A 23129-nucleotide genomic window follows, 5' to 3' on the forward strand; every position below is an offset into this window, starting at 1 on the left:
AACCGAACGACCGAGGAGGGAATCATGGGAGAACGAACCATCAGCCGCCGCAACTTCCTGGCGGGAATCACCGCGACGGGCGCGCTGGCCGCAGCCGGGGCGCTGGCCGGATGCGCGCCGCAAGCGCAGGCCGAAGGCGGAAAGAGCGGCAAGGCCGACGCCGACGCGCAGGGTAGTTGGCGCGACAAGCCGGAGATGCCCGCCGACATCGCCGAGACGCTGGAAGCCGACCTCGTGGTGGTAGGCGCCGGCAACGGCGGGCTCGTGGCCGCCACCACGGCCGCGCAGCACGGCGCGAAGGTCATCGTGCTGGAAAAGGGCGGCAACATCGCCGCCGCACGCGAGGCTATCGGCGCGCTCAACTCCGCGCTGGAGCCCGACCATGTCGAAGACGTCCCCACCCTGCTGAACCATGCGAACCAGACCCAAGCGGGCGATGCCAACATGCTGCTGTACAAAACCTGGGCCGAGAAGTCTGGCGAGATGATCGAATGGATGAAGGAGACGCTTGAGCCCAAGGGCATGCTGTTCCCGTTCGAATGGCACAAGCCCGACGACCCGCACGCCTACTACCCGGCCATGTGCTATAACCCCTGCATGGGCGAGTACAACCCCGACGGCCCGAACTACGGCGCGTACGCCCACCTTGAAGTGATGAACGAGGTGCTGGGCGAGCTGGGCGGCGAAGTCATGTTCATGACGCCCGCGAAGATGCTCGTGCAGGACGAGTCGGGCAAGGTGTGCGGCGTCATCGCGGAGTCGAAGGACAAGGGCGTCATCCAGATCAACGCGAAGAACGGCGTCATCGTGTGCACGGGCGGCTACGGCGCGAACGACGAGATGCTGCAGGACCTGTGCCCCGGCAACTCCAACTGGTGCGTGCTGCGCGACAGCGTCACCGAGGAGGGCGACGGCATCCGCATGGCGCTGTGGGCGGGAGCCGAGCTGGAAGCGGGCGGCGCCTGCATGATCTGGAACCGCGGCATCATGTTCGACGACACCGAGTTCGACGGCTCCTACCAGGGCGGCGACATCTTCCTTCCCGGCAGCCAGCCGTTCCTCCACGTGAACGCCAACGGCGAGCGCTTCATGAACGAGGACCAGTGCTACCCCATGAGCTACGCCGGCGGCGCGAACCAGCCCGGCCACTTCTCGTGGATCGTTTGGGACGGCAGCTACTGGGAAGACATCGAGCGGTTCGACACCTGCGGCTGCTCGCGCCTGTTCCCCGCGCCGTCGGGCACCGCGTTCAACGCCGACGTGTACGACTGCGAGGCCATCACGAAGGAGCACCTCGACTCGTTCTGGCTGGAGCCGCGCATCGAGAGCGGCGCGCTGAAGAAGTGCGACACGCTCGACGAGCTGGCGAAAGCGATGAAGTTCGACGCCGACCAAACCGCCACGTTCAAGGCCACCATCGAACGCTATAACGAACTGGTCGCTGCAGGCGAGGACGTCGACTTCGGCAAGCCTGCCTACCGCCTGAGCGCCGTCGACGAGCCGCCGTTCTACGCCGCGCGCATCGCCGGCGAGCTGCTGGTCACCATCCACGGCGTGATCACGAACGCCGACTCGCAGCCGCTGCGCAAGGACGGCAGCGTCATCGAGGGCCTCTACGTTTGCGGCAACGACCAGGGCGGCTTCTACCCGCACAACTATCCCAGCAACTTCACGGGCATCAACGCGGGCCGCACCGCCACCTTCGCCCGCATCGCCGCCAAGCACGCCCTCGACGTGGCGTAAGCAGAACCCGAACCAACCCTCCCTCCCTCAAGAAAGGCCCCGATAGGGGCCTTTCTCAGCTTGAGAATTGAACAGGCGATGTGCAAAATCTTGCACATGCAAGAGTGTGCAAAATATTGCACACGCGGCGATACGGAGCCTAATGCACGAGGTCGATGAGCTCTTGGCGGGAGTGCACGTCGAGTTTGGCGTAGACGTGCTTGGCGTGGGTGGCGGCCGTCTCGCGCGAGATGACGAGAGCGTCGCGCACGTACGGTATCGATCGGCCGCGCGCCAGGAGGTCGAACACCTCGGTCTCGCGCGGGGTGAGGCCGCCGCGTTCGGCAAGCTCGAGGATGCGGGCGGTCAGCTCGTCGATATCGGCTGCAGGCGCGGGCGCGGATGCAGCTTCGTCGGCGTTCGCGCCGCCCGCATCCGCGCCCGCCGGCATCGACCGCTTCGAAGCGGCATCGTGCAGCACGCCATCCTCGTTGCGCGCGCCGAACGCGAACGCGCGGCCGTCGCTGAGCACGAACATGGTGGCGCCCACCAGCAGCGCGATGGACACGACCGCCACCTGGTCGAGCGAGAACACCCCGGCCGCCATGCCGGACTCCACCAGCACGAGCGTCACCACGCCCAGCAGATCGCCCAAGTGCACGAAGATCCATCCCAAACCGTACGACTGCACGGGCGTGGCCGCGCCCTGCACAGCGTAGCGCGCGAAATACATCTGCGTGATCAGGCAGAACGCGAAGCGCGCGGCGATGGCCACCACGTAGGCGACGTACGCGCCCGCGGTTTCCCCCAGCACGATGAACGCCGCGAAGCCCACCACGAGCGTCGGGCACATCCATCGGTACAGAAACGACAGCGACACCCGACGCGGCCCCGCCGTGGCCGAAAGACCCACCATCAGCATGAACGCGATGCTCACCACGAGCGCCACCTGGGCGGCCGTCGCATCCTGCCCTGACGACCCCGACCAGAACGACCCCTCCACGCACACGAACAGGCACGCCGCGAGGATGCCGAACCCGGCGCGCCCCATCGACTTCAGCACGCGCGGCAGCCCCTTCCGCGCGCTGTCGTGAGCCTCGGCGAACGCGCGCTGCTCGGCGGCGCCCCGGTACTCGGCGGTCGCGTCGCGCCCTTGCGCATCCCGCCACGACAGCAGCAGGCACAAGCCCGACATCAGGGGAAACGCCGTCACCACCACGAGCGCCATCCATCCCTGCATCGCCGACACCACCAGCACCAGAACGGCGGCCGCCACAGCCGACGACGGCGCGAGAAACTCCACTTCCTCCTGCGTCACCTTCGCGTAGTACTCGCCCCACATCACCCACATGAAGCCGCTGCCGAATCCCGTGAGCACCGCACCTATCACGAACAGCGCAGCCGTCGCGCCGAAATCGGGCAGCTCACAGAACAGCAGCGGCGTGGAAACCGCGGTGGCCAGCGGCGCGATCCAGAACAGCGCCGCATGCTGGGCGGGCGAGCCCAGCCGCTTCTCCAACACCACGATGAGCACGAGCATGACCACCGACATGGACACCGGCAGCCCCGTGAAGAACAGATCCCAGCCCGCACCAACCGCCAACGTCGAGGCCTTCGCACCCGTGTAGCCGCTCACCGCGTTGGTGTAGAACACGCAGAACACCCAGGCCAGCAGAAACGCCCAGCCCAAGCGCCGCAGCGGCGCGAACCGCTCGACCGCCGCCACGAGCGACCGCTCGCGATCGCACTGCGCGCTCGTCGTCTTCCCGGTCATCCGCCCGTCCCTTCCACCGTCATCCCATTCGGCCATTTGTACCACAGGAAGCCCCGCTTGGCAAAAAGTGCCCCCCCCCCCGACGCGTTTCGAGCTGCTAGAATGCCAGACAGTGGCAGATCCCGGCAAAGGAGGTGCCGTATGACCAGGAAACGCGGCATGGCGACGGCGTTCGCGGCGGCGTGTCTGGTTCTGGCCGGTTGCGCAGGACCCCTCAATCTGATGCAGGAATCGATCTACTGCGACGATGCCCGCATCGCCCAAGGATTCGACACGTACACAGTTGCGAACAGAACCGGCTCCCTGTTCGACAGAAAGATCGGCGGACTGACCGGCCTGGAAACATGGCTTCGGATCTCCGTCCCCAACGAAGGCGGGGAGTTTCGCGTCGACTACGATGCGACCGTATCGGACGGCGACTTCAAGATCGTATTCGTCGATGAGAAGAACGTTGATACCGTCTGCGAAGGAACGGCTCGCGGAAGCCGCGTCTTCACGCTCGACCGGGGAGAGTACGCCCTCAAAGCCGTCGGGGCGCATGCGAGTGCCGAAATCGCCTTCGAACTGCAAGCGAGCGAAGGCGTCACCGCCGTTGCCACGGGTGACGCGTTCGACGACGACCAGGCAGTGGATCTCGAACCGATTGAAAGCTGATGCCGCGGATTTGCCTGCGTGGACGCGAATGCGTTTCCACAAGAAGCGAACAACTGCCTAAGTCCCACGCTTAAAGCGCGAAAGCGTTTCGGCGAACGGCATCTGCACGTGATTCGCCCTTCAGCGCACAAAAATTGGCGACGTACGAGACTTGAAGGCCGTTGAACGGCCGTCTCTCGCGAATGCACCGCGCACTGCAATCGAGGGCGATTCAACGACCTGGGGATTCTTCAAAACCGATCAGAGTGGGCGACAAGAAAACATCGGTTCAGATCGCACGTCGCGGGTTTTTGTGCAACAGACGCCTGACCCCATGCAAAACCAGCAGCTCTTCCCCGCCGACTATCACCCCGCGGCGCGCATGACCATGCGCTTGACGTCTTCACGGTACTCGGGGCGCACGAGGTAGTACGCGTAGGCCTCGAGCACGGTTTGGAAGGCCACGCCGCGGCCGACGATCTTGAAGTACCCGATGCCGTACTCGTCGTGCAGGTCGCGCACCTCCCGATCGGTGAAGATCACCGGGTGGCCCGGCTCGTGGTCGAAGAAATCGGCGCGCTTCGCGACGCACTCGAAGGGGCGCATCGTGCCCGACCGCTGATCCTCGCTGTTATGCAGGTAGTGTTGCGCGCGATGCGGGCACCGGTAGGCGCAGAACTCGTTCACCATGACCTCCACCTTGTCGCGGTCTTCGAGCGCCGCGAGAAACGCCGGATCCTTGTGGCGGTTGTAGTCGAGCACCACGTAGTCGTAGCGCTTCGTCATACGGTTGACCTCGGCCGCGTCCGCCAGCGCGCGCGTGGTGGACAGCACGCAGCGCATGCCGTAACGCTCGCGCACGTAGTCGCCCACGAGGTCGGCGTACACGATGGCCTCGACGCCGTAGCGGCTGGCGATGGCGAGCATCGCGTTCAGGTACTCGTCGTGCAGGTCGTCCTCGTCGGCCAGCATGTTCGTCAGCGTGAGACGCGCCTTCACGCCGTGCTCGGCCAAGAGCGAGAACGCCTCCTCCATCTGCCGAGGCGTGGCTCGCTCGCGCAAGAACGCGCGGCCGCCGTTCAGGTCGCACGCGGGAAAGCAGCCGTACACGCTGTCGATGCGCACGCCGTCCTGGAACAGCGCCGGGCGCTGCTCCAGCAAGCGGATGAAGAACAGGTTGAGCCCCAGCCCCACCGTGAAATCCGGCAGCGTGTAGTTGATCATGCGTTCGTTCCTCCAAAATCACCGGTCGTTCGTAGCGTCAGCGAGGGGCTCCCTGGTGCCCGAGATCGTGGGGAGGGCGAGGGCGAAGCGTACTTCGGTACGCGAGTCCTCGGCCTCGCCGCGAGATCGGGTGCCAGGGAGCTCCGCAGCGTCGAGCAGTTCCGGCGGCCGACAAACCGCCGGAACTTCCCTAGAACATGCACATCTCCAAGTGTTCGCCGAGCGTCGCGTGCAGCTTATCGTACATCGATGAGGGCTTGTTCGGGGTCCAGGTTGGACGCTTCATAGCGAAGCACACGGCTTCCTTGCCCATGAACTGCTTGATGGGCACGCGCCCGCTCACCGCGATGGCCTGCTCGGGACAGATGTGCTCGCACAGGCGGCACTGCATGCAGGCGCTCGGACGGTGCACGATGCCGAACACGCCGCCCTCGTCGAGCTTCTTGATGGCGCCCGTGGGACAGAACACCGCGCACATGCGGCACGAACTGCACTTCTGGGCATCGATGGACACGGCGCCGATGACACGCGTCTCCACCTCGTCGGCCGTCGGTTGCCCCACGTGCTGCAGGTAGTTGTACAGCCGCACGCGGCGCGTGGGGACGAACTGCGACAGCGTCCCATCTGCGCCCACTTTGCGATGCGCCGCAGGAACGGGCTCGGCCTCGACCATCCCCAACTCCTCGGCCACCGCCGCGCCAGCTGCGCGGGTCGATGCGTCCTTGGCCGAGCGGAAGAAGTCGCGCCGCCCCACCCCGTCGCTGCCTGCCTGGCCGTGCGACCCGCCGGGCTCCAACACGCGCTCGGGCACGCATTCCTCCAGGTCGATGGGCATGGAGGATCCGAACGCCTCAAGCAGGTTGCGCGCGCCCTCCACCACCTCGCGCACGAGCGCGCCGCCCGGAGCATGTGGGCACGTCTCGCACGAACCGCAGGCCAGCGTCGCGTCGAAGGCGCGGTACGCCGCCAACCCCACGAGCGCCGACTCGTCCATGCGCCCCAGGCACGGCACCGCGCACGCGGCCGACGCATCGTCGGCCGCGACGTTGGCCGCCTCGAGCGCCTGCTCGCACACGATGACCGGATGGCCTTTCGTCGCCACGATGGAGTGCTTGAGCTGCGCCGTCAGCTCGGCATCCGTCGGGTTGCGCAGCTCGATGGCGCAGGTGGGGCACGCCGTGGCGCACGTGCCGCATCCGATGCAGCGCTCGGGCTCTACGAGCAGCTCGCCCGCGCGGTACGCCAGCGCGCCCGACGTGCATGCCTCCACGCAGCGCAGGCAGTCGGCGTTGCGGTTGCGAACCGAGATGCAGCGTTCCTCATGCACGGCGATGGCATCGCTCTCGATCTCGCCCAACAGGGCCAGCAGGCCGTTGATCAGGGACATGGCCTATCCCCTTTCCGGGATCTCGTCGTCGACGGGCAGCGGCGTCGCCTGCGCCTGCTTCTTCGGCAGCAACGGGAACGTGATGGCGCGCTCGGGGCACACGTCGGCGCACGCGCGGCACTTGCTGCAGTCGTTGAGCGTGGTCTCGCCCGCCGCGACATCGTGCAGGTTGATGCCCTCGGGGCATGCCTGCTCGCACAGGTTGCAGGCCTTGCCGCGACCCTCGCGCAGGCACTTCTCGGCGTCCACCTGGGGGCGGAACGTCCGGTTCAGCCCGCTGAACAGCGAAAGCAACGCGCCCAACGGGCAGAAGCGCTGGCACCACTTCGGCAGCAGCAGGATCTCCAGCGCGATGATGGCCGGGAAGGCGACGACCGTCCACGTGGCGTCGCCGAACGCGAACAGGCGCATGACCAGCAGCACCGTGGCGAACGTGAGGCCGATCGGGCAGACGAGGCAGAACACCGGGAAGCCGAAGACGAGCGTGGAGCCCAACGCCGCAGCGAGGATGCCGTGACGGCTGTCGATCTTGATGCCCTTGGCTTTGCCGCAAGGGGAAGCGCACGCGGAGCAAGGGGAAGCAACCTTGCCCCCTTTACCCTCCTTGTCCCCCTTATCCCCCTTCTTCCTTCCTCGCGACAGGAAGTGCACGGGGCACGCCCAGGCGCAGAACACCTTGCCTAGCACGATACACACCAGCAGCACGACCGCAACGCTGATCACGGCCATCGGGATGGCTGTGCGCTCGGCGATCATGGCCAGCAGCGCGCCTAGGGGGCACAGCAGCGTGATGGACTCGAAGCCGATGCCGCAGAAGTTGCCGATGCCGCCGGCCGTGAAGTACCCCACGGCCACCACGGCCAGCAGCGCCAGCATGATCAGGAACCGCAGCCGATAGGTTTTGAGCTTCTTCATCCTGATCACGCCTCCACTTCTTCGGTCGGACGGACGACGATGGCGCGATCGGTGGCGCCGGCCGTGATGGAACCTGCCGACAGCGAGATGCACGCCAGCTCGCAGGCGCCGCAGCCGTTGCACGCATCCACGTCCACCACCGGCACGTTGTCGGCGCCCAGCTCGAGCGCCTCGTAGTTGCACACGTCGACGCACTCGTGGCAGCCCATGCCCTTCGCGGCAAGGCACCAGTCGCGGTTGATCTCCGCCTTGCCGATGATCGCCTGCGACGGGTCGGGGCACGAAAGCGCATGCGTCGGACACGCCGCGACGCACTTCGGCCCGCCCGGCTCGTTCTCGCAGAAATCGCACCAGCCGCTTTTGAAGTCCATGCGCGGTGTGCGCGCGTTCAAGATGCCGTCCTCAAGATGAGCAGGAGCGATGGCATGCTTCGGGCACACCTCGCGGCACTTCTCGCAATGCAGGCAGCCGCGCGCCAGCTGCTCCTCGTCCTGCCCGCCCGGCGGGCGCAGCAACGTGGCACTGGGCAGGTACTTCACGCCGCCCAGCCCGATGACGGCGCACGCTCCCACGGCTCCCAGGGCGAACGTGCGGCGCGACACGCAGGGGCCCGTATCGCGCTTGGGCTCGATGCCGTGCTCGTCCATCATGCAACCTCGACTTCGGTTTCGGCCGACGCCGCACGGGATCCTTCGGCTTCGGCCTGCGGCCTCCGCTCTGGATGGCAATCCGCTTCGTTCTCAGACAGCACGGCGTCCAAAAATTCGCGGTCGTTGCGCAGGAAGCCGTCGGTCAGCTTGCCCAGGCCCTTGTAGAAGTCGGTCTGCGGGAACTTCTGCAAGTCGGCCGCCATCATGGGGTACCACGCCAGCAGGTGGTCCTCCAGGAAGTTGCGCTGCGACAGCAGCAGCTTCAGGCACTCGTCCTCGTCGCCGGCCTCGTACGCCCTGATAGCGCGCTCGCATAGGATCTGCTCGAACTCCAGCTCCAGCGCGATATGGTCCTCGCCCTCCTTCCAGCTTTCCTGCTTGTCCAGACCGAAGGCGCGGTACAGCACCAGCACCTCGTCGCGGGCGTCCTGCATCATGAGGCGCTTCGGGCTCGTGTACACCGACTCGTACGGGTACGCGGCCGAGAAGCCGTCGTTGCCCGACCCGATGAACGCGCGCACGTAGTCCACCGCCAGCTCGGTGAGCACCGTGCCGTCGGCTTGGCTCAGATAACCGCAGATCATCCGGTAGCCTTCGTCCACCAGCGCGTTGCCGGTGTTCGCCGGGAAGCGCATGGACATCAGCGTGTCGTACAGCTCCTGGTCCACCTCCACGCGGAACAGGCGCGAGAGGAACTGGTAGGTTGCCATGCGGCCGCGCAGCACGTCGGCGATGGTGGTTTCCTGATCGTGGGACATGGGTGGCTCCTTCTCTAGCGTTCGGACGGGGAAGCGGCGGCGAACAAGCCGGACGCGAGCACGCTGCGCCCCAGATCGGTGATGGTCCAGGCGTCGCGCCATTCGATGGCGCCTGTTTCTTCCAGCTTGCCGCGGAAGAACCCGCAGAAGCGGCGCGGCTCTTGGCACAGCGGGTCGCCGTCCACCGCCTGGTCCAGCTCCTTGGTGGGGCAGCCTCCTTCGCGCGCGCACATCTCAAGCACGCGCTGGAAGATGGGCAGATAGCGCTCGTCTTCGCTGATCCGCTCCGCCACGAGGCCCTCGTTGACGTGCGCCGCGACGGCATCGAGGCCCGCTTGCGTGGCACGGTAGTGACACGGCGGAGCGGGCGTCACCGAGATGAAGCCCTCGTCCTCGGCGGGCGTATCGGCAGCGTCGCCGGCGGCCGCATGGGCGGCGTCCTCGTCCACGATGCGCTCCAGCGCGCCGTCGCGCTCGAGCAGCTGCACCACCTGCGCCGAGCCGTACACGCTCGTCGTGTTCGGATACGCCGCGTCCAAATTGGCCACGGCCTCGTCCATCGTCTTCGGCTCGGTGCAGAATTCCACGGCGTGCAGCAGGCGGAACTGCTGGCCGGGAATGCCCGCCAGCAGCTTCTCGATGCGCTCGGTCGCAGACAACGGCACCACGGGAGGCACCACGCTCTTGTCGGCATCGGGGATGGGCGGCAGGTAATCCGCCTCGGCATCGTCCCGCTCGCCGTCGTCCAGGCTCAGGTCGGCCAGGGGATCGAAATCGTCATCGATCACGAATACATCAACATCGCTCATATCTATCAGTCCTTTCATCATTTCAAAATCACCGGTCAGGAAAAGTCAGCGAAGGTTCGCGCGGTCGTCAGACCGTTGGAGCTACAAAGTCGAAGACGCGTACAGCACCTTCGTCGGCAGCTCGCGAGGCGCGTCGGGCGCGGGAGAGAGCACCTCGTCGGTCAGCGACGCGAACTCCGACGGCGTCACGCGCGCGAAGCGCTCGCCGTCGCGCACGAACACGCGCGAGGTCTGCACCTTCGTGAACGCGGTGTTCTCTAAAAGGTCGCGCACGAACCGCGTGCATACCGCTCGTTCGCTCGCACAGGACAGCACGTCCAGGAACAGCGCGCGCTCGCGTTCGAGCGCCACGCGCCGATGGTCGATGGTGAACTTGTCGTCCACGGCGTCGCTCGCCGGCAAGAAGCCGTTCACCAGGCCGGTGACGAACACCGTGCGCACATGGTGCCCGTGGCAGCGCGCGTAGGAGACCACATGCACGGCATCGCGCGCGACATCCTCCACCGGCTTCGCGAACCCGCAGCGCGCCAAGCGCTCGACGTCCGCATGCGCAGGGTCGTCGCCCAGCAGCTCCACGTGGCGCGGGGACAACGGCATTCCGTGCGCTTCGAACAGCGCTACGGCGGCCTCGCGCGTCAGCCCTTCCTCGCAGGCGCGCAGCAGCTCGTCCAGCTCGTCGAGCGGGCCGTCGAACTTCCCGAATATCGTCGAGGAGCGATCGGCGTCGCGCTGCGTGCGCAGCTGCGCCACGGCTTCGGGCACGGTCGTCTCATGGTCGCGCGCGTACGCCATCAGCTCCAAAAACGCATCGGAGCGCAGCAGCCAATCGCCGAACCCCAGCCACGAGCGCAACGACGTGAAATCGTGCGGATCGAGGTACAACCGCAGGAACGCGGCCAGCTTGAGGTCGGCGTAACGGCCCTCGGTGCGCGGGTCGCCCTTGATCTTCCCGCTGTCGAACCCGCGCTCCACGGCGATGCCGCGCCCTTCCAGCTCGGCGGCGATGCGCTCGCCCCAAGCGGCGTTCGGCACGGCCACAGCCACGTCGCCTGGCCGGAAGCCGTCGGCCAGGCACTCCTCCACGGACGCCGCCGCGAACGCGAACTCGGCCGCCGGGTCGTCCAGCGCGCGGGACTCGCGCGCCGCGGCCGGCCGCTCGCACGCCAGCGTCACCAGGCAGTCGGCCTCGTCGGCAAGCGCGCGGAACCCGTCGAAGCACGGATACGGCTCCTCGGAGCTGGACGAGGCCAGCGTGCGGCCCGCCGCCACGAGGCCGTCCGTCGCCAGATGGCGCACGAGGCGCTGCGACGCCTTGCTGAGCGACCCGAAGTCGTCTGCCACCAGCGTCAGCGGCTCGCGCTCGACCCCGGCTTTCACAAGGCCGCGATACGCCAGCGACGAAACCTCGCACGGCAGCAACGCGCGGCGCGCCTCCAGGTTCTCGGTGAGGATGGCGTGCACGGTCTGCTCTTCGGCGGTGATCAGCCAGCGCTCGTCATCGTCGGCGCAGTCGCTGATGCTCTTGTAGAAGAACTTGAGCATCTCGCGCAGCCGGCCCGGCTTGAGGCCGCTCACCTTCACGTCCTCCATGAGCACGGCCAGCTCGTTCTCGTCCAGCACGCGCGCGTCGCGTCCCACGGCATCGCCGACCCGCGCGTCGCCTAGAATCGAGAGGGCCAGCTCGCGCACCGATACCACGTCGAGCGCGCCCAGCAGCGGATCGTCGGCCGCAAGCGCCCGAAAGCGCGCAGCTGCAACGGCGTCGGCGCACACGACGCGCACGTTCGACCCCGCCTCGACGCGAGCGCGAGCCGCGCGCAGCAACGCCGGCGCAACGTCGTCGGACGCGTCATGCTCCACGCACAAGCGCATCGCGCCGCTATTCAGTTCTTCAAGAAGATTGTTCGCCGCGTCTTCGACGGACGCAGCAGTCCAAGCACTCATATTCGGTCTCCATCCATTCTTCGGATGAAGCCCTTTGCTCGAAGCCCCCCAGCTTCATAGCGCTTTCACTTCTACGCAGTATGCCCAACCGCCGCGGGCGCGTCTACCATCATTCCGAAACGGAATGGATGAAATCGAGCGCCTCCTGCTTGTCGCCCACGCCCAGCTTGCGGTACACGCTGCCCAGCACGTCGGCCACCTCGTCGCGCGTCAGCGCCAGCTCGCCCTGGATCGCCTCGAAGCCGCGCTCCTCCACGTACAGGATGAGCGCGCCCAGCTCGCGCCGGTCGAGCCCGCAGCGCTCGGCCGCGAGCCGGCACTTGCAGCGAAGCGCCGTGTCGCACGCGGCCGCAGGCGAGCCGTCGACGGCACCCCCGCCCGCCGCTGCGCCCGCCGTCGCGCCCGCAACCCCCGCGCCCGCCGAACCCTGCCCGTCGCGCGCCGCGCGCACCAGCAGCTCGGTGGCGCGCAGCAGCTTCTCCATCTGCCGCGCCTGGGCGTACAGCACGCCGCCCGCCTCGGTCAGGCTCACGCCGCTGCGGTCGCGCACGAACAGGTCGGCCCCGAATTCGCGCTCCAACAAGGCCACGTGCTTGCTCAGCGTCGACTGCGTCAGATGCAGCTCGCGCGCGGCGGCCGTGAAGCTGCCGCAATCGGCCACCTTCGCGAACTCGTGCAGATACGCCGTCTCCATCGCCTCAGACCGCCTCGTCCTGCGCGGCCGTCTCGTGGGCCAGGTCGATGAGCTCCTGGCGATTGTCCACGCCCGTCTTCTGGTAGATGTGGCGGATATGCGTGCTCACCGTGCCCGCCGAGATGAACAGCGTCTCCTGGATGCGCGAGATGGTGCGGCCCTCCAGCAGCAGCGGAAGCACGTCGGTCTCGCGCGGCGACAGGGCGAAGCGCTCCGCGATCAGCGCGCACGGATCCACCGGGTCGGCCGGGTCGTCGGCGGCCTCTTCGGGCACCGTGCCCATCAGGCTGACCTCGCCGATGCCGATTTTGATGAGGTCGGTCTCCGTGAACAGGAACAAATGCGCGATGAACAGCAGCGACACGGCCACCAGCGTGACCAGCGTGAGGTCGAACATGCTGACCCCGGTCGCCTCCAGCGAATGGGCGAACAGCTGGCCTGCGGTCTCGCCGCCGTACAGCGCCACGAACCCCAGGCCGATCGTCCGCGCCGGGCTCACGCGGAAGCTGGACGCCACGTCGATGCACACCACGCACAGCACCAGCACGAAGCAGTGGTAGCCGCCGAAGATAAGCGCGCTCGAATACGTGTTGTTGTCGGCCATGAACGGCGTGGACAAGCATCCCAAGCACAGCATCAGCATGGAGACGCGGTACGAGAAGAACACGCTGTCGCGCTGCAGGAACACGGCTATCAGGCAGATGGCCAACGCTCCGATGAAGCCCGCCAGAAACAGGTACGTGCCGAAGATGTCCTGCACCTCGTAGGTTTTGAACCCCGACACCACGTCGAAGAACCCCATCAACATGCCGATGAGCACCGCGCCCAGAAGCGCCTTCGCGAACAGGGTCGCCGTATGGCGCGACAAAGGCTGCTCGGGCTCGCGCGGCAGCTGCGGCGTATCGGGCGCGCTGCGCCTGAGAGCTGCCGCCGAAAGCACGGGCATGACAACGATGAGCACGATGACGGGTATCGCCGGCCCTACGATCAGCAAGAACCCCACGACGAACGCGATGCACAGCGACGAGGCAAGCTCCACAAGCGCCAAGCGGCCTCCCAGCCCCGACTCGAGCTCGATCCAGCACAAGAACAGCACGGCCGAGCCCGTGCCGGTCATGACCGCGCTCAGGCCCAGCACCAGCATGCCGACGGGCGTGGTAGGATCGGAGAACGGCGTGAGCACGCTGCCCGCGCTCATCATGATGGCCGATCCCAGCACGATGGAGCGGTTGCCGCTCACCCGCTCGCGCCGCACGATGACGGAGACGAACAGCATGGTCACCACCATGGCCACCAGCGATATGATCAGGCTGACGTACAGCGAGCCGCGCACGTCCGACGAGAAGCCGTACGGCACGATGCTGTAGAACATCATGAGCATCCAAAGCCATTGCAAGGCCGCGCCCGCGATGCGCTTGAGGGAAAGGCTCGTCCCCAACGCGGTATCCCATGCACTCCGAAGCTTTTCCATGCCCCACCCCCTGTGAGCCCGTACATAACGTCGCTCGCGCCGACCCCTCTGTCGACGGGTTCGATTATACGGAAAAGATGAGCGGCCCTCTTTGAGGAAACTATTCTAGTTTCAGAATAATTTATGACCTACGGTTAAAGTTTCCCCAGTTCAAAGCACTATCGAATTTTTCATGATCACAAGATCATAAGAATTTATGATGCGGTCGAACCTGCTTTCCAACCTTTGGACGATGCTCTGCACCCCCTCGCATCCGTATGGTCGGCCCAAGCGACACGGGGACTTTGCACCGGTTCGGAGCCCGAGGCTTCACCCGGCAGCCCCCCTCCCCGATCGCACGAACGAAGACGAGCAAGACGAGAACGAGGAGAAAGAAGGAGGAGGAGTATGGGTAACCTGACCATGTCACGACGCACGTTCGTCAAGACCGCCGCCATCACCGGTGCGGCAGCCGCGGCGTTCGGCGCTTCGACGCACACCGCGCTGGCCGAAGAGACGTACAGCAGCGTGTCCGGCAACGACACCGTGGCCGTGAAAACGTGCTGCCGCGGCTGCGGCAAGATGGAGTGCGGCGTCAAGGTCATCGTCCAGAACGGGCGGGCCATACGCGTCGAGGGCGACGAGGGAGCGTTCCAGTCCATGGGCAACTGCTGCACGAAGTCGCAGTCGTCCATCCAGGCGGCGTACCACCCCGACCGTCTGCACTATCCCATGAAGCGCACGAACCCGAAGGGCGAGGAGCCCGGCTGGCAGCGCATCTCGTGGGACGAGGCCATGCAGTCCATCGTGGACAACTTCATGGACATCAAGGCGAAGCACGGCGGCGAGGCCATCGCCTGCCAGGTGGGCACGTCGCGCATCTGGTGCATGCACTCGGAGTCCATCCTGAAGAACATGCTGGAAACGCCGAACAACGTTGAGGCCTGGCAGATCTGCAAGGGCCCGCGCCACTTCGCCACCACCATGGTGTCGCAGTTCGCCATGTCGTGGATGGAAACCATCACGCGCCCGAAAGTGTACGTGCAGTGGGGCGGCGCGTCCGAGCTGTCCAACTACGACGACTCCTGCCGCACCACGGTGGACGTGGCATCGCGCGCCGACGTGCACATCAGCGTCGACCCCCGCATGGCCAACATGGGCAAGGAAGCCGACTACTGGCAGCACCTGCGCCCCGGCACCGACGGCGCCCTGGCCCTGGCCTGGACGAACGTCATCATCGAGAAGAAGCTCTACGACGAGCTGTACGTGAAGAAGTGGACGAACGCCCCGTTCCTCGTGTGCGAGGACATGGAGCCCTCCGGCTTCCCCACCGTGCGCACCGACGGTTCCTACTGGGACGTGAAAACCGCGCTGCTCAAGGAAAGCGACATCAAGGAGGGCGGCAGCCCCTATAAGTTCCTCGTGTACGACAACAACTGGGAGAAGCTGAAGGCCGAGGGCGTCGAGCACGAGTACGGCGCGTTCACCTGGTTCAACGCCGACCAGGAAGGCGTCATCGACGAGACCGGCGGCTTCTGGGAGGGCGAGAACTACGACTCCGAGAAGGCGCGCCAAGGCCGCGAGGCCGCGCAGGACAACCTGCTGCCGGGCCAGACGCAGGGCTGGCTGCCCGATCCCATGCCGTTCGACCCCGCCATCGACCCCGCGCTGGAAGGCGAGTTCGAGATCACGCTGAAGGACGGCAAGACCGTGAAGGTCAAGCCGGTGTGGGAGCACTACAAGGCCCGCGCCGCCGAGTACAAGCCCGAGGTGGCGGCCGAGATCACCGGCATCCCCGCCTCCGAGATCGAGGCGGCGGCCACGGCCTACGGCACGCGCATCGACCCGTCCACCGGCTACGGCAACGGCGGCATCCAGTACATGCTGGCGGTCGAGCACTTCTGCAGCGCCATCCAGAACTGCCGCGCCTTCGACAACCTCGTGGGCATCACCGGCAACATGGACACCCCGGGCGGCAACCGCGGCCCGACCATCGTCCCCATCGACGGCGACCTCCAGGGCTTCAGCGCCTGGGCCCCCGGCGCCACCACCCCGCCGGAGGAAGTCAACCGCAAGCAGATCGGCATCGACAAGTTCCCGCTTCTGGGCTGGTGGCAGTACTGGTGCGACAGCCATTCGCTGTGGGACGCCGTCATCACGGGCGACCCCTACCCGGTGCGCGCCCTCTGGAACGAGTCCGGCAACTTCATGAGCCAGACGAACACCACGCGCGCCTGGGAGGCCCTGTGCTCGCTTGACTTCTACGTGGACCTCAACCTGTGGCACACGCCGCAGAACGACACCGCCGACATCATCCTGCCGGTGGCCCATTGGATCGAGCTCAACTCGCCGCGCGCCAGCCAAGGTTCCGCCGGCGCCATGGGCGCCACGGTCAAGTGCGTGCAGCCGCCCGCGGAAGCCAAGTACGATCCCGAGATCGTCATGGACCTCGCCCGCCGCATGAACTGGAAGTGGACCGACGAGCCGGGCAACGAGTGGCCCGACATCAACTGGCAGCTGGACGACTCCATCAAGCTGCTCACCGACGACGAGCTGACCTACACCACGTGGCACGTCGAGAACGGCAAGCCCACGTTCGAGCGCCACGGCGTTCCGATGGCCGAGGTCACGCCCAAGTACAAGACGTGGGACGAGTACGTCAAGGCCTTCCAGGAGCACGGCTGGTGGCAGGCGAAGGACATCGAGCCGCGCAACTGGGGCACGTACCGCCGCTACCAGACCGGCGCGATGCGCGCACGCGACCGCGTGTGGGGCCGCCTCGACTACACGGCCGGCAAGGGCATCGGCGACTGGAAGCCGGGCTGGTTCACCCCGACGATGAAGCAGGAGATCTGGTCCACCGTCATGGAATCGCACCATCCCGACCATCCCGAGTGGAGGCTTCCCACCTACACCGAGCCGCCTCACGGCCCGAAGGACGGCGACCGCATCAAGGAGTACCCGCTGACCGCCACCACCGGCCGTCGCATCCCGGTGTACTTCCACTCCGAGCATCGCCAGCTTCCCTGGTGCCGCGAGCTGTGGCCCGTGCCGCGCGTGGAGATCAACCCGAAGACGGCCGCCGAGTACGGCATCGAGCAGGGCGACTGGGTGTGGATCGAAACCGAGTGGGGCAAGATCCGCGAAGTGGCTGACCTGTACTACGGCGTGAAGGAAGACGTCATCAACCTCGAGCACACGTGGTGGTACCCCGAGGTGAAGGACGCCGGCCACGGCTGGCAGTTCTCCCAGGTGAACCAGCTGATCGACCACTACGCCCAGGACCCGCACTCCGGCACGTCCAACCTGCGCGCCTACCAGGTGAAGATCTACAAGGCCACGCCCGAGAACTCGCCGTTCAACAACCCCGTGCCGTGCGACTCCACCGGCACGCCCATCATCCATACCTCCGACGACCCCCGTCTGAAGGAATGGCTGCCTACCTACGAAGGGAGGGAGTAAACCATGACGAAGGCTATCATCACCGACCTCAACCGGTGCGTGGGCTGCCTGGCGTGCTCGGTCGCCTGCAAGGCGGTCAACAACGTGCCCATCGGCAGCTACTGGAACAAAGTGGTGCGCGTGGGGCCGAACCCCATCCCGGGCGGATCAGGGCAGTACCCCGACGTGTACATGTACTTCCTGCCCATCAGCTGCCAGCACTGCGAGAACCCCGAGTGCGTGAAGGTGTGCCCCACCGAGGCGTCGCACGTGGCCGAGGACGGCTCCATCCAGATCGACAAGGAGAAGTGCATCGGCTGCCAGTTCTGCGTCATGGCCTGCCCCTACGGCGTCCGCTACCTCAACGAGGAGGAGAAGGTCGTCGAGAAGTGCACGCTGTGCGAGCAGAAGCTGTCGCAGGGCGAGCTGCCCCAGTGCGTCAGCCAGTGCGGCGGCAACGCCCGCTGGATCGGCGACACCGAGGCCGGCTACGAGTCGTTCGAGGGCTCCGAGGACCCGCTGGGCAAGCGCCGCAAGATGGTGGAGTTCCTGGAGCCGTTCACCGACGCCGACGTGCACAAGCTGCCCGACGTGGGCAACAAGCCGTCGTACTCCTACATCCTACGCGACCATCACTGGGAAGGAGGTGATGAGTAATGGAAACGCAGTGGCCTCTCGTCATCTTCACGCTGTTCGTATGCTTGACCTGCGGCACGCTGGGCGGCATGTCCATCCTGGCGCTCAAGGGCCAGGGCAGGAACCTGCAGATGACCGCGCTCATCACGTCCGCCGTCTCGCTGGTGGTAGGCGGCATCGGAGCCTTCCTGCACCTCGAGCACTGGGAGCGCATCTTCAACGGCTTCGGGCACATCACGTCGGGCATCACCCAGGAGCTCATCGGATGCGTGGCGCTGGCCATCGTCATCGTCGCATGGTTCGTGGTCCTTCGAGGCGGCAAGCCCGTTCCCAAGGCGCTGGCCTGGGCGACCCTCGCGGTTGCCGTGCTCATGATGGTCGCCACCGCGCACTCCTACCTCATGCCGGCCCGTCCCGCGTGGGGCCTGGCGCTCGTGGCGTTCTATCTGGGCAACGCGTGCCTCCTGGGCGCCGCGGCCGTCTGGCTGATCTCCATCCTGAAGAAGGACGAGGCCGTCGAGGCGACGGGCATCCAGCTGACGTTCATCGCGGCCCTCGTGCAGATCGTGGCCGACGTGGTGTTCGTCATCGCCTGCGCCATGGCGAAGATCGCGCAATTCGGCTACTACGCCGACCCGACATCGATGACCACGGCCCCCACGCACGTCGACAGCCTGATGACCGTCATGGTGTCCGGCGCGGGAGCGCCCATGTTCTGGGGCTCCATCGTCTCCGTGATCGTGGCTGCGGCCTGCGCCTTCGTGGCGAAGAAGAAGGTGGGCGCCTCCAAGACGCTCATGGTCGTCGCCGCCATCGGCGCGCTGGCCACCTCCGTGATGTTTCGCGTGCTGATCTACCAGCTGGGCTACCCAGTGGTCCTGATGTACTAACCGCACGACGCCCGGCATCTTCGGATGCCGGGCGGCACCCCGGTCGCGGTCCGGGAAGGAAACTGCAGCCTTCCCGGAACCGATCGAGGCAAGCGGGGCGATCCCCCTCCCCCGGCCCCGCTTGCCTCGATCTTGCGCCGCCGCCCCTCCCCTCATGCGGCGAACCAGATCGACCCATCGGCCCGGCCGTCCGCCCCTCCCCCTATCGCGGACCGCCGGGCATCTTCATGCCCCGATCCCGACCATCTCCTCTTTTCCCGTTCACGTCGTCGGAAAAGCCGGCGCGGATGCCTCGTGGGCGTCCGCACACGGACGAACAACCGGAGGCCATGGCATCATTTTGCGCTTGCCGAACCCAACCCGTCGCCGAAGCCCTACAATGGATCAAAGAGCTTGAGACAGGAGATCCGATGCCGGGCAGCCGACGAAAAAGCGCCTCGACGCAGGGCCATACGTATGTCATCGACCAATCGTATCGCGTCGTGTATCTCGACCGTGCGGCCCGTCGCGTATTCCCCGGTGGACGAGTGGGCGAACTCTGCTACGAATGCTTCCGCGGGCAAAGCGAACCGTGCAAGGACTGCCCCTGGAACGCCGAGTCGAACGAGCACGCGACGCAAAGCGTCATCTACAGCGCGCGCACGGGAAGTTGGTACGAGATAACCTGCCTCGAGCTGGACTGGTTCAACGAAGGCCCCTGCGTGCTGTTCTCCGGCCATCCCGTCGACGAGCACAGCCGCAGCTTGTTCACGTCGTTGAGCGAGCCGTCATCTTACGATGAGCTGTTCGAACTCAACCTCACCGACGATGCATACAAGATTCTCTACCATGAGCCCGGAAAATTCACGACGCCTCCGCTCGAGGGACGCATCAGCGACATGTTCCCCGACGTGCGCGACCGCATGATCCACCCCGAAGACCGCGATCGCTTCCATGCGTTCTGGGATTTCGACACGTTGCTCGACCGCATCGAACAAGCAGGCGGCGCACTGCGCGGAGAGTTCCGCAAGCACCTCGAATCGGGGGCATGGAGCTGGACGTCGCTGACCGTGGCACCCGTCAAGCGCGGCGGAAGCGGCGAGCGCGTGGTCATGTGCTTCATCGCGGACATCGAAGAAGAGATGCAGCGACGCACGGATCAGGCAGAACGCTCGCAAATCCAGCTATTGCGCGAACGCGACCAGCTGACCGGCCTGTACAATGCGGCTACGTTTTACGACAAAGCCGAACGCCTGGTAGCCGACATGCCCGACATCGCGTACGATGCAGCGTACATCGACATCGAGCACTTCAAAATATACAACGAGTGGCATGGGCGCGAAGCAGGCGACGCCATCTTGCGCGCCATCGCCTCACGTATCGGGGAGATCGCCCGTAAGCACGGCGGCATAGCCGGCTACCTGGGCGGCGACGATTTCACGCTGCTGCTGCCTCACGGCCTGATCGACGAAAAACGCGTGGAAAGCGAGCTGAAGAAGGAGCCGTTCGATTCCGAGGACACCATCGGGTTCCAGCCCGCTTTCGGAGTGTGCGCCATCGACAGCCCGGACGTGTCCGTAGTCACCGCCTGCGACCATGCGATGATCGCCATGAACTCCGTCAAAGGCGCCTACACCAAGCGCATCGCCTGGTACGAAGCCGAGATGACCGAGGAGATGGAGACCGAGGCGAAGATCCTGCTCGAGGTGAAGCGCGCGCTGACGAACCATGAGTTCGTGCTGCACTGGCAACCGCAATGCAACACGCGCACCGAGCGCATCGTGGGCCTCGAAGCCCTCGTGCGCTGGCAGCACCCTTCGCGCGGCATCGTCATGCCGGGCGCGTTCATCCCCGTGCTCGAGCGCAACAACTTCATCGCCAGCCTCGATCTGTACGTATGGGAGGAAGCGTGCCGCCATATCCGTTCATGGATTGATCGCGGCGGTGTGCCCATTCCCGTATCGGTGAACATCTCCCGGGCCGACCTGTACGCCATCGACGTGGTCGAAGCGCTGGAAGGCCTGGTCTCAAGATACGACCTCGACCATCGCCTGCTAGAGCTCGAGATCACCGAAAGCGCGTACGCAGAAGACGAGAAAATGGCCGATGCGGTCGCCCGTCTCAAAGGACTCGGCTTCACCATCCTCATGGACGATTTCGGCAGCGGTTATTCCTCGCTCAACATGCTGAAGGACATCACGGTCGACATCTTGAAAATCGACATGGGCTTCCTCGCTCGACAGGATCAGTCTCAACGCAGCGAAAGCATCCTTGAGGCCATCGTGTCCATGGCTCGATTCATGGATCTGCGCATCATCGCCGAGGGCGCCGAGACGAAGGAGCAGGTGGACTTCCTGCAAGGCATAGGTTGCGATTACGCGCAGGGCTACTACTTTTACCGTCCCATGTCTACCGAGGCGCTCGAGCAACTGCTGTCGCAGGACGGCATCGTGGACTACCGAGGCGTGTTGAACCCCAGCATGGAGCTCATCGACGTGAACGCGCTGCTGCACGACGACATGGTAAGCCGCGCTGCTGTAAACAACCTGATCGGCGGCTTAGCCGTGTACGCCGTGTACGCCGACCGTTTCGAGCTGCTGCAAGTGAACAACGAGTACTACCACGTCACCGGATGCAACTCGATCGATCTGCGCGAACGACAGAACCGGATCTCGCGCCAAGTGCACCCCGACGATCTGCCCCTCGTACAAAGCATGTTTGCCGAAGCGTACGAGCGCCCCGTCACGGGAGCTGAAGCCACCTTTCGTCGGTACCGACTGAACGGCGAGATCATGTGGATGCGCATGCGCGCCTTCTTCCTGCGCCGCGAGCAAGACCGCACCATCTTCTTCGCCTCGCTGGCGGACGTGACCGAGCAGAAACAGCAGGAAGACGAGCTGCGCGAGTCGCAGGCGGTGCTCGAATTGGAAGACGAGGTCCTGCATCGCATCATTCAGCAATCGGATCTGAACGTGTGGGTGCACGACATCGCTTCCGACCGACTGTCGTTCCAGAACCTCTCGTCGAACGGCATCGCCTCCCTTTTGGCCGCCTCGGCGGACGAGGAGGACACCGCCAGCCTGGGCGACGACGTGAGCAATGTCCTGCGGAGGCTGTCGCGCGAAACGTTATGGGGCAGACCTGCCGCTCGCACGATCAAGGTATGGTCGAATACGGGAGAGCCGCTGACGCTGCATATAGAACGCGAGATCGTGCAAGACGCGAACGGCAAGCCCGCCCGCGTCATCGGCTACCTGGAAGATCCTTTGAACGATTCGCGGGCGAAACTGACGCGCTCGGACGACAACCGGCTGCTCGACATCCTCAAGGGTGCCGCGGTGGATCACTGGTATATCAACGTGAACACGAAGAGCTTCCTCAACTCGGCCGATCGCCGCGCATGGCGCTATTGGGCCGGAATCTCGCTGGACGACTGGTCGAGCAGCATGCTCGAAGACCGCCTTGGCAAATACACCGGCCCAAGCCAGGACGCAGAAGCCATCGAGAACTTCCTCGATTTCGACGACATGCTGCAGCGTTTCGCCGACGGAGAGCGCAACGACTCCCTCGAGTACCGACTCGGCGAAAACGACGATGAACGCTGGATGGAGCTGAGCTACCGCATGGTGCAGCTCGAGGAAGACGGCTACGTGTACGCCTATCTGTCGGTCACCGACATCGACGAGCGCAAGCGTCGCGAGCTCGATCTGGAGGACAAGGCCGAGCACGACGCGCTGACCGGCCTGCTGAACCGCCAAAGCGCCTCGGTGCGCATGGCCAACGCGCTGGAGCGCACGCTGCAGCGCGGTTACCGCGGCGCGTTCGCCATCATCGACCTCGACGACTTCAAGCAGGTGAACGACCGCTACGGCCACCTGTCGGGTGACACGGTGCTGGCCGACGTGGCGCAGCATTTGTGCGGTGCGTTCAGGAAGGGCGACCTTATCTGCCGCTGGGGCGGCGACGAGTTCGTCGTGTACTGCGAGGACATGGAGCGCGACGATATCGAGAGGCGCCTGGTCGAGCTGTCGGAAGGCCCTTGGAACGCGACGCTGCCCGACAACCGCGTGATCGAGCTGTCGGTGTCGACCGGCATCGCCATGGTGCCGCAGGACGGCATCGCGTTCAAGACGGTGTACGAGCGCGCCGATCGCGCGCTGTATCGAGCGAAATCGAAGGGCAAGGCGCACTTCTGCTTCTTCGAGGCGGACAAGGACTCCTAG

16 protein-coding genes are annotated in these 23129 nt (G+C 65.6%); 6 read left to right on the forward strand and 10 right to left on the reverse strand.

The annotated features are described in order from the left end of the window. Nucleotides 1-24: 24 nt before the first annotated feature. Nucleotides 25-1743 (forward strand): FAD-dependent oxidoreductase, encoded by a 1719-nt coding sequence (locus GT590_RS04000; RefSeq protein ID WP_114538503.1) that lies wholly within the window; start codon nucleotides 25-27, stop codon nucleotides 1741-1743. Nucleotides 1744-1882: 139 nt separating this feature from the next. Here GT590_RS04000 and GT590_RS04005 read toward each other — a convergent pair whose 3' ends face one another. Then, nucleotides 1883-3496: a helix-turn-helix transcriptional regulator gene (locus tag GT590_RS04005; protein WP_009608097.1), complete on the reverse strand. Its 1614-nt coding sequence runs from the start codon at nucleotides 3494-3496 to the stop codon at nucleotides 1883-1885. A gap of 159 nt (nucleotides 3497-3655) precedes the next feature. Here GT590_RS04005 and GT590_RS04010 point away from each other — a divergent pair, with 159 nt between their 5' ends. After that, nucleotides 3656-4150 (forward strand): hypothetical protein, encoded by a 495-nt coding sequence (locus GT590_RS04010; RefSeq protein ID WP_227791421.1) that lies wholly within the window; start codon nucleotides 3656-3658, stop codon nucleotides 4148-4150. A gap of 345 nt (nucleotides 4151-4495) precedes the next feature. Here GT590_RS04010 and GT590_RS04015 read toward each other — a convergent pair whose 3' ends face one another. The 9 genes from GT590_RS04015 to GT590_RS04055 all read right to left on the reverse strand — a co-directional run bounded on the left by GT590_RS04015 (nucleotide 4496) and on the right by GT590_RS04055 (nucleotide 13981). Then, the gene (locus GT590_RS04015) at nucleotides 4496-5353 is read right to left on the reverse strand and encodes a hypothetical protein (RefSeq protein WP_009607995.1); all 858 of its coding nucleotides are present in this window, start codon (nucleotides 5351-5353) and stop codon (nucleotides 4496-4498) included. A gap of 190 nt (nucleotides 5354-5543) precedes the next feature. Further along, on the reverse strand, nucleotides 5544-6740 hold the full coding sequence (locus GT590_RS04020) for a ferredoxin family protein (protein WP_009608087.1): 1197 nt from the start codon (nucleotides 6738-6740) through the stop codon (nucleotides 5544-5546). Nucleotides 6741-6743: 3 nt separating this feature from the next. Then, nucleotides 6744-7655, reverse strand: coding sequence for a 4Fe-4S binding protein (locus tag GT590_RS04025; protein WP_009608006.1), 912 nt, complete (start codon nucleotides 7653-7655; stop codon nucleotides 6744-6746). Between the two features lie 5 nt (nucleotides 7656-7660). Further along, on the reverse strand, nucleotides 7661-8302 hold the full coding sequence (locus GT590_RS04030) for a 4Fe-4S dicluster domain-containing protein (RefSeq protein WP_009608137.1): 642 nt from the start codon (nucleotides 8300-8302) through the stop codon (nucleotides 7661-7663). Beyond that, nucleotides 8302-9063, reverse strand: coding sequence for a molecular chaperone (locus GT590_RS04035; RefSeq protein WP_009608133.1), 762 nt, complete (start codon nucleotides 9061-9063; stop codon nucleotides 8302-8304). The genes GT590_RS04030 and GT590_RS04035 overlap by 1 nt, the downstream gene beginning before the upstream one ends. Nucleotides 9064-9077: 14 nt before the next feature. Continuing rightward, nucleotides 9078-9872 (reverse strand): hypothetical protein, encoded by a 795-nt coding sequence (locus tag GT590_RS04040; RefSeq protein ID WP_086414985.1) that lies wholly within the window; start codon nucleotides 9870-9872, stop codon nucleotides 9078-9080. An 81-nt stretch (nucleotides 9873-9953) separates the two neighbouring features. Next, nucleotides 9954-11816 (reverse strand): hypothetical protein, encoded by a 1863-nt coding sequence (locus GT590_RS04045; RefSeq protein WP_114550826.1) that lies wholly within the window; start codon nucleotides 11814-11816, stop codon nucleotides 9954-9956. 109 nt (nucleotides 11817-11925) lie between these two features. After that, nucleotides 11926-12510, reverse strand: a complete 585-nt coding sequence (locus GT590_RS04050; RefSeq protein WP_114550825.1) for a LysR family transcriptional regulator — start codon at nucleotides 12508-12510, stop codon at nucleotides 11926-11928. Nucleotides 12511-12514: 4 nt separating this feature from the next. Further along, entirely contained in the window at nucleotides 12515-13981 is a 1467-nt protein-coding gene (locus tag GT590_RS04055) for a response regulator transcription factor (RefSeq protein WP_114550824.1), read from the reverse strand. 387 nt (nucleotides 13982-14368) lie between these two features. On the opposite strand from GT590_RS04055, the gene GT590_RS04060 reads away from it, so the two are divergent. From GT590_RS04060 to GT590_RS04075, 4 genes are all read left to right on the forward strand, one after another. After that, a complete protein-coding gene (locus GT590_RS04060) occupies nucleotides 14369-17422 on the forward strand; it encodes a molybdopterin-dependent oxidoreductase (RefSeq protein WP_086414988.1) in 3054 nt (1017 codons plus the stop codon). A gap of 3 nt (nucleotides 17423-17425) precedes the next feature. Then, nucleotides 17426-18058 (forward strand): 4Fe-4S dicluster domain-containing protein, encoded by a 633-nt coding sequence (locus GT590_RS04065; RefSeq protein ID WP_009306099.1) that lies wholly within the window; start codon nucleotides 17426-17428, stop codon nucleotides 18056-18058. Then, on the forward strand, nucleotides 18058-18927 hold the full coding sequence (locus tag GT590_RS04070; protein WP_015759998.1) for a DmsC/YnfH family molybdoenzyme membrane anchor subunit: 870 nt from the start codon (nucleotides 18058-18060) through the stop codon (nucleotides 18925-18927). The genes GT590_RS04065 and GT590_RS04070 overlap by 1 nt, the downstream gene beginning before the upstream one ends. 410 nt (nucleotides 18928-19337) lie before the next feature. Next, nucleotides 19338-23129, forward strand: coding sequence for an EAL domain-containing protein (locus tag GT590_RS04075; RefSeq protein WP_009306097.1), 3792 nt, complete (start codon nucleotides 19338-19340; stop codon nucleotides 23127-23129).

Source organism: Eggerthella sp. BIOML-A1, from assembly GCF_009875595.1.
In the GTDB taxonomy this organism is placed as follows: Bacteria; Actinomycetota; Coriobacteriia; order Coriobacteriales; family Eggerthellaceae; genus Eggerthella; species Eggerthella lenta.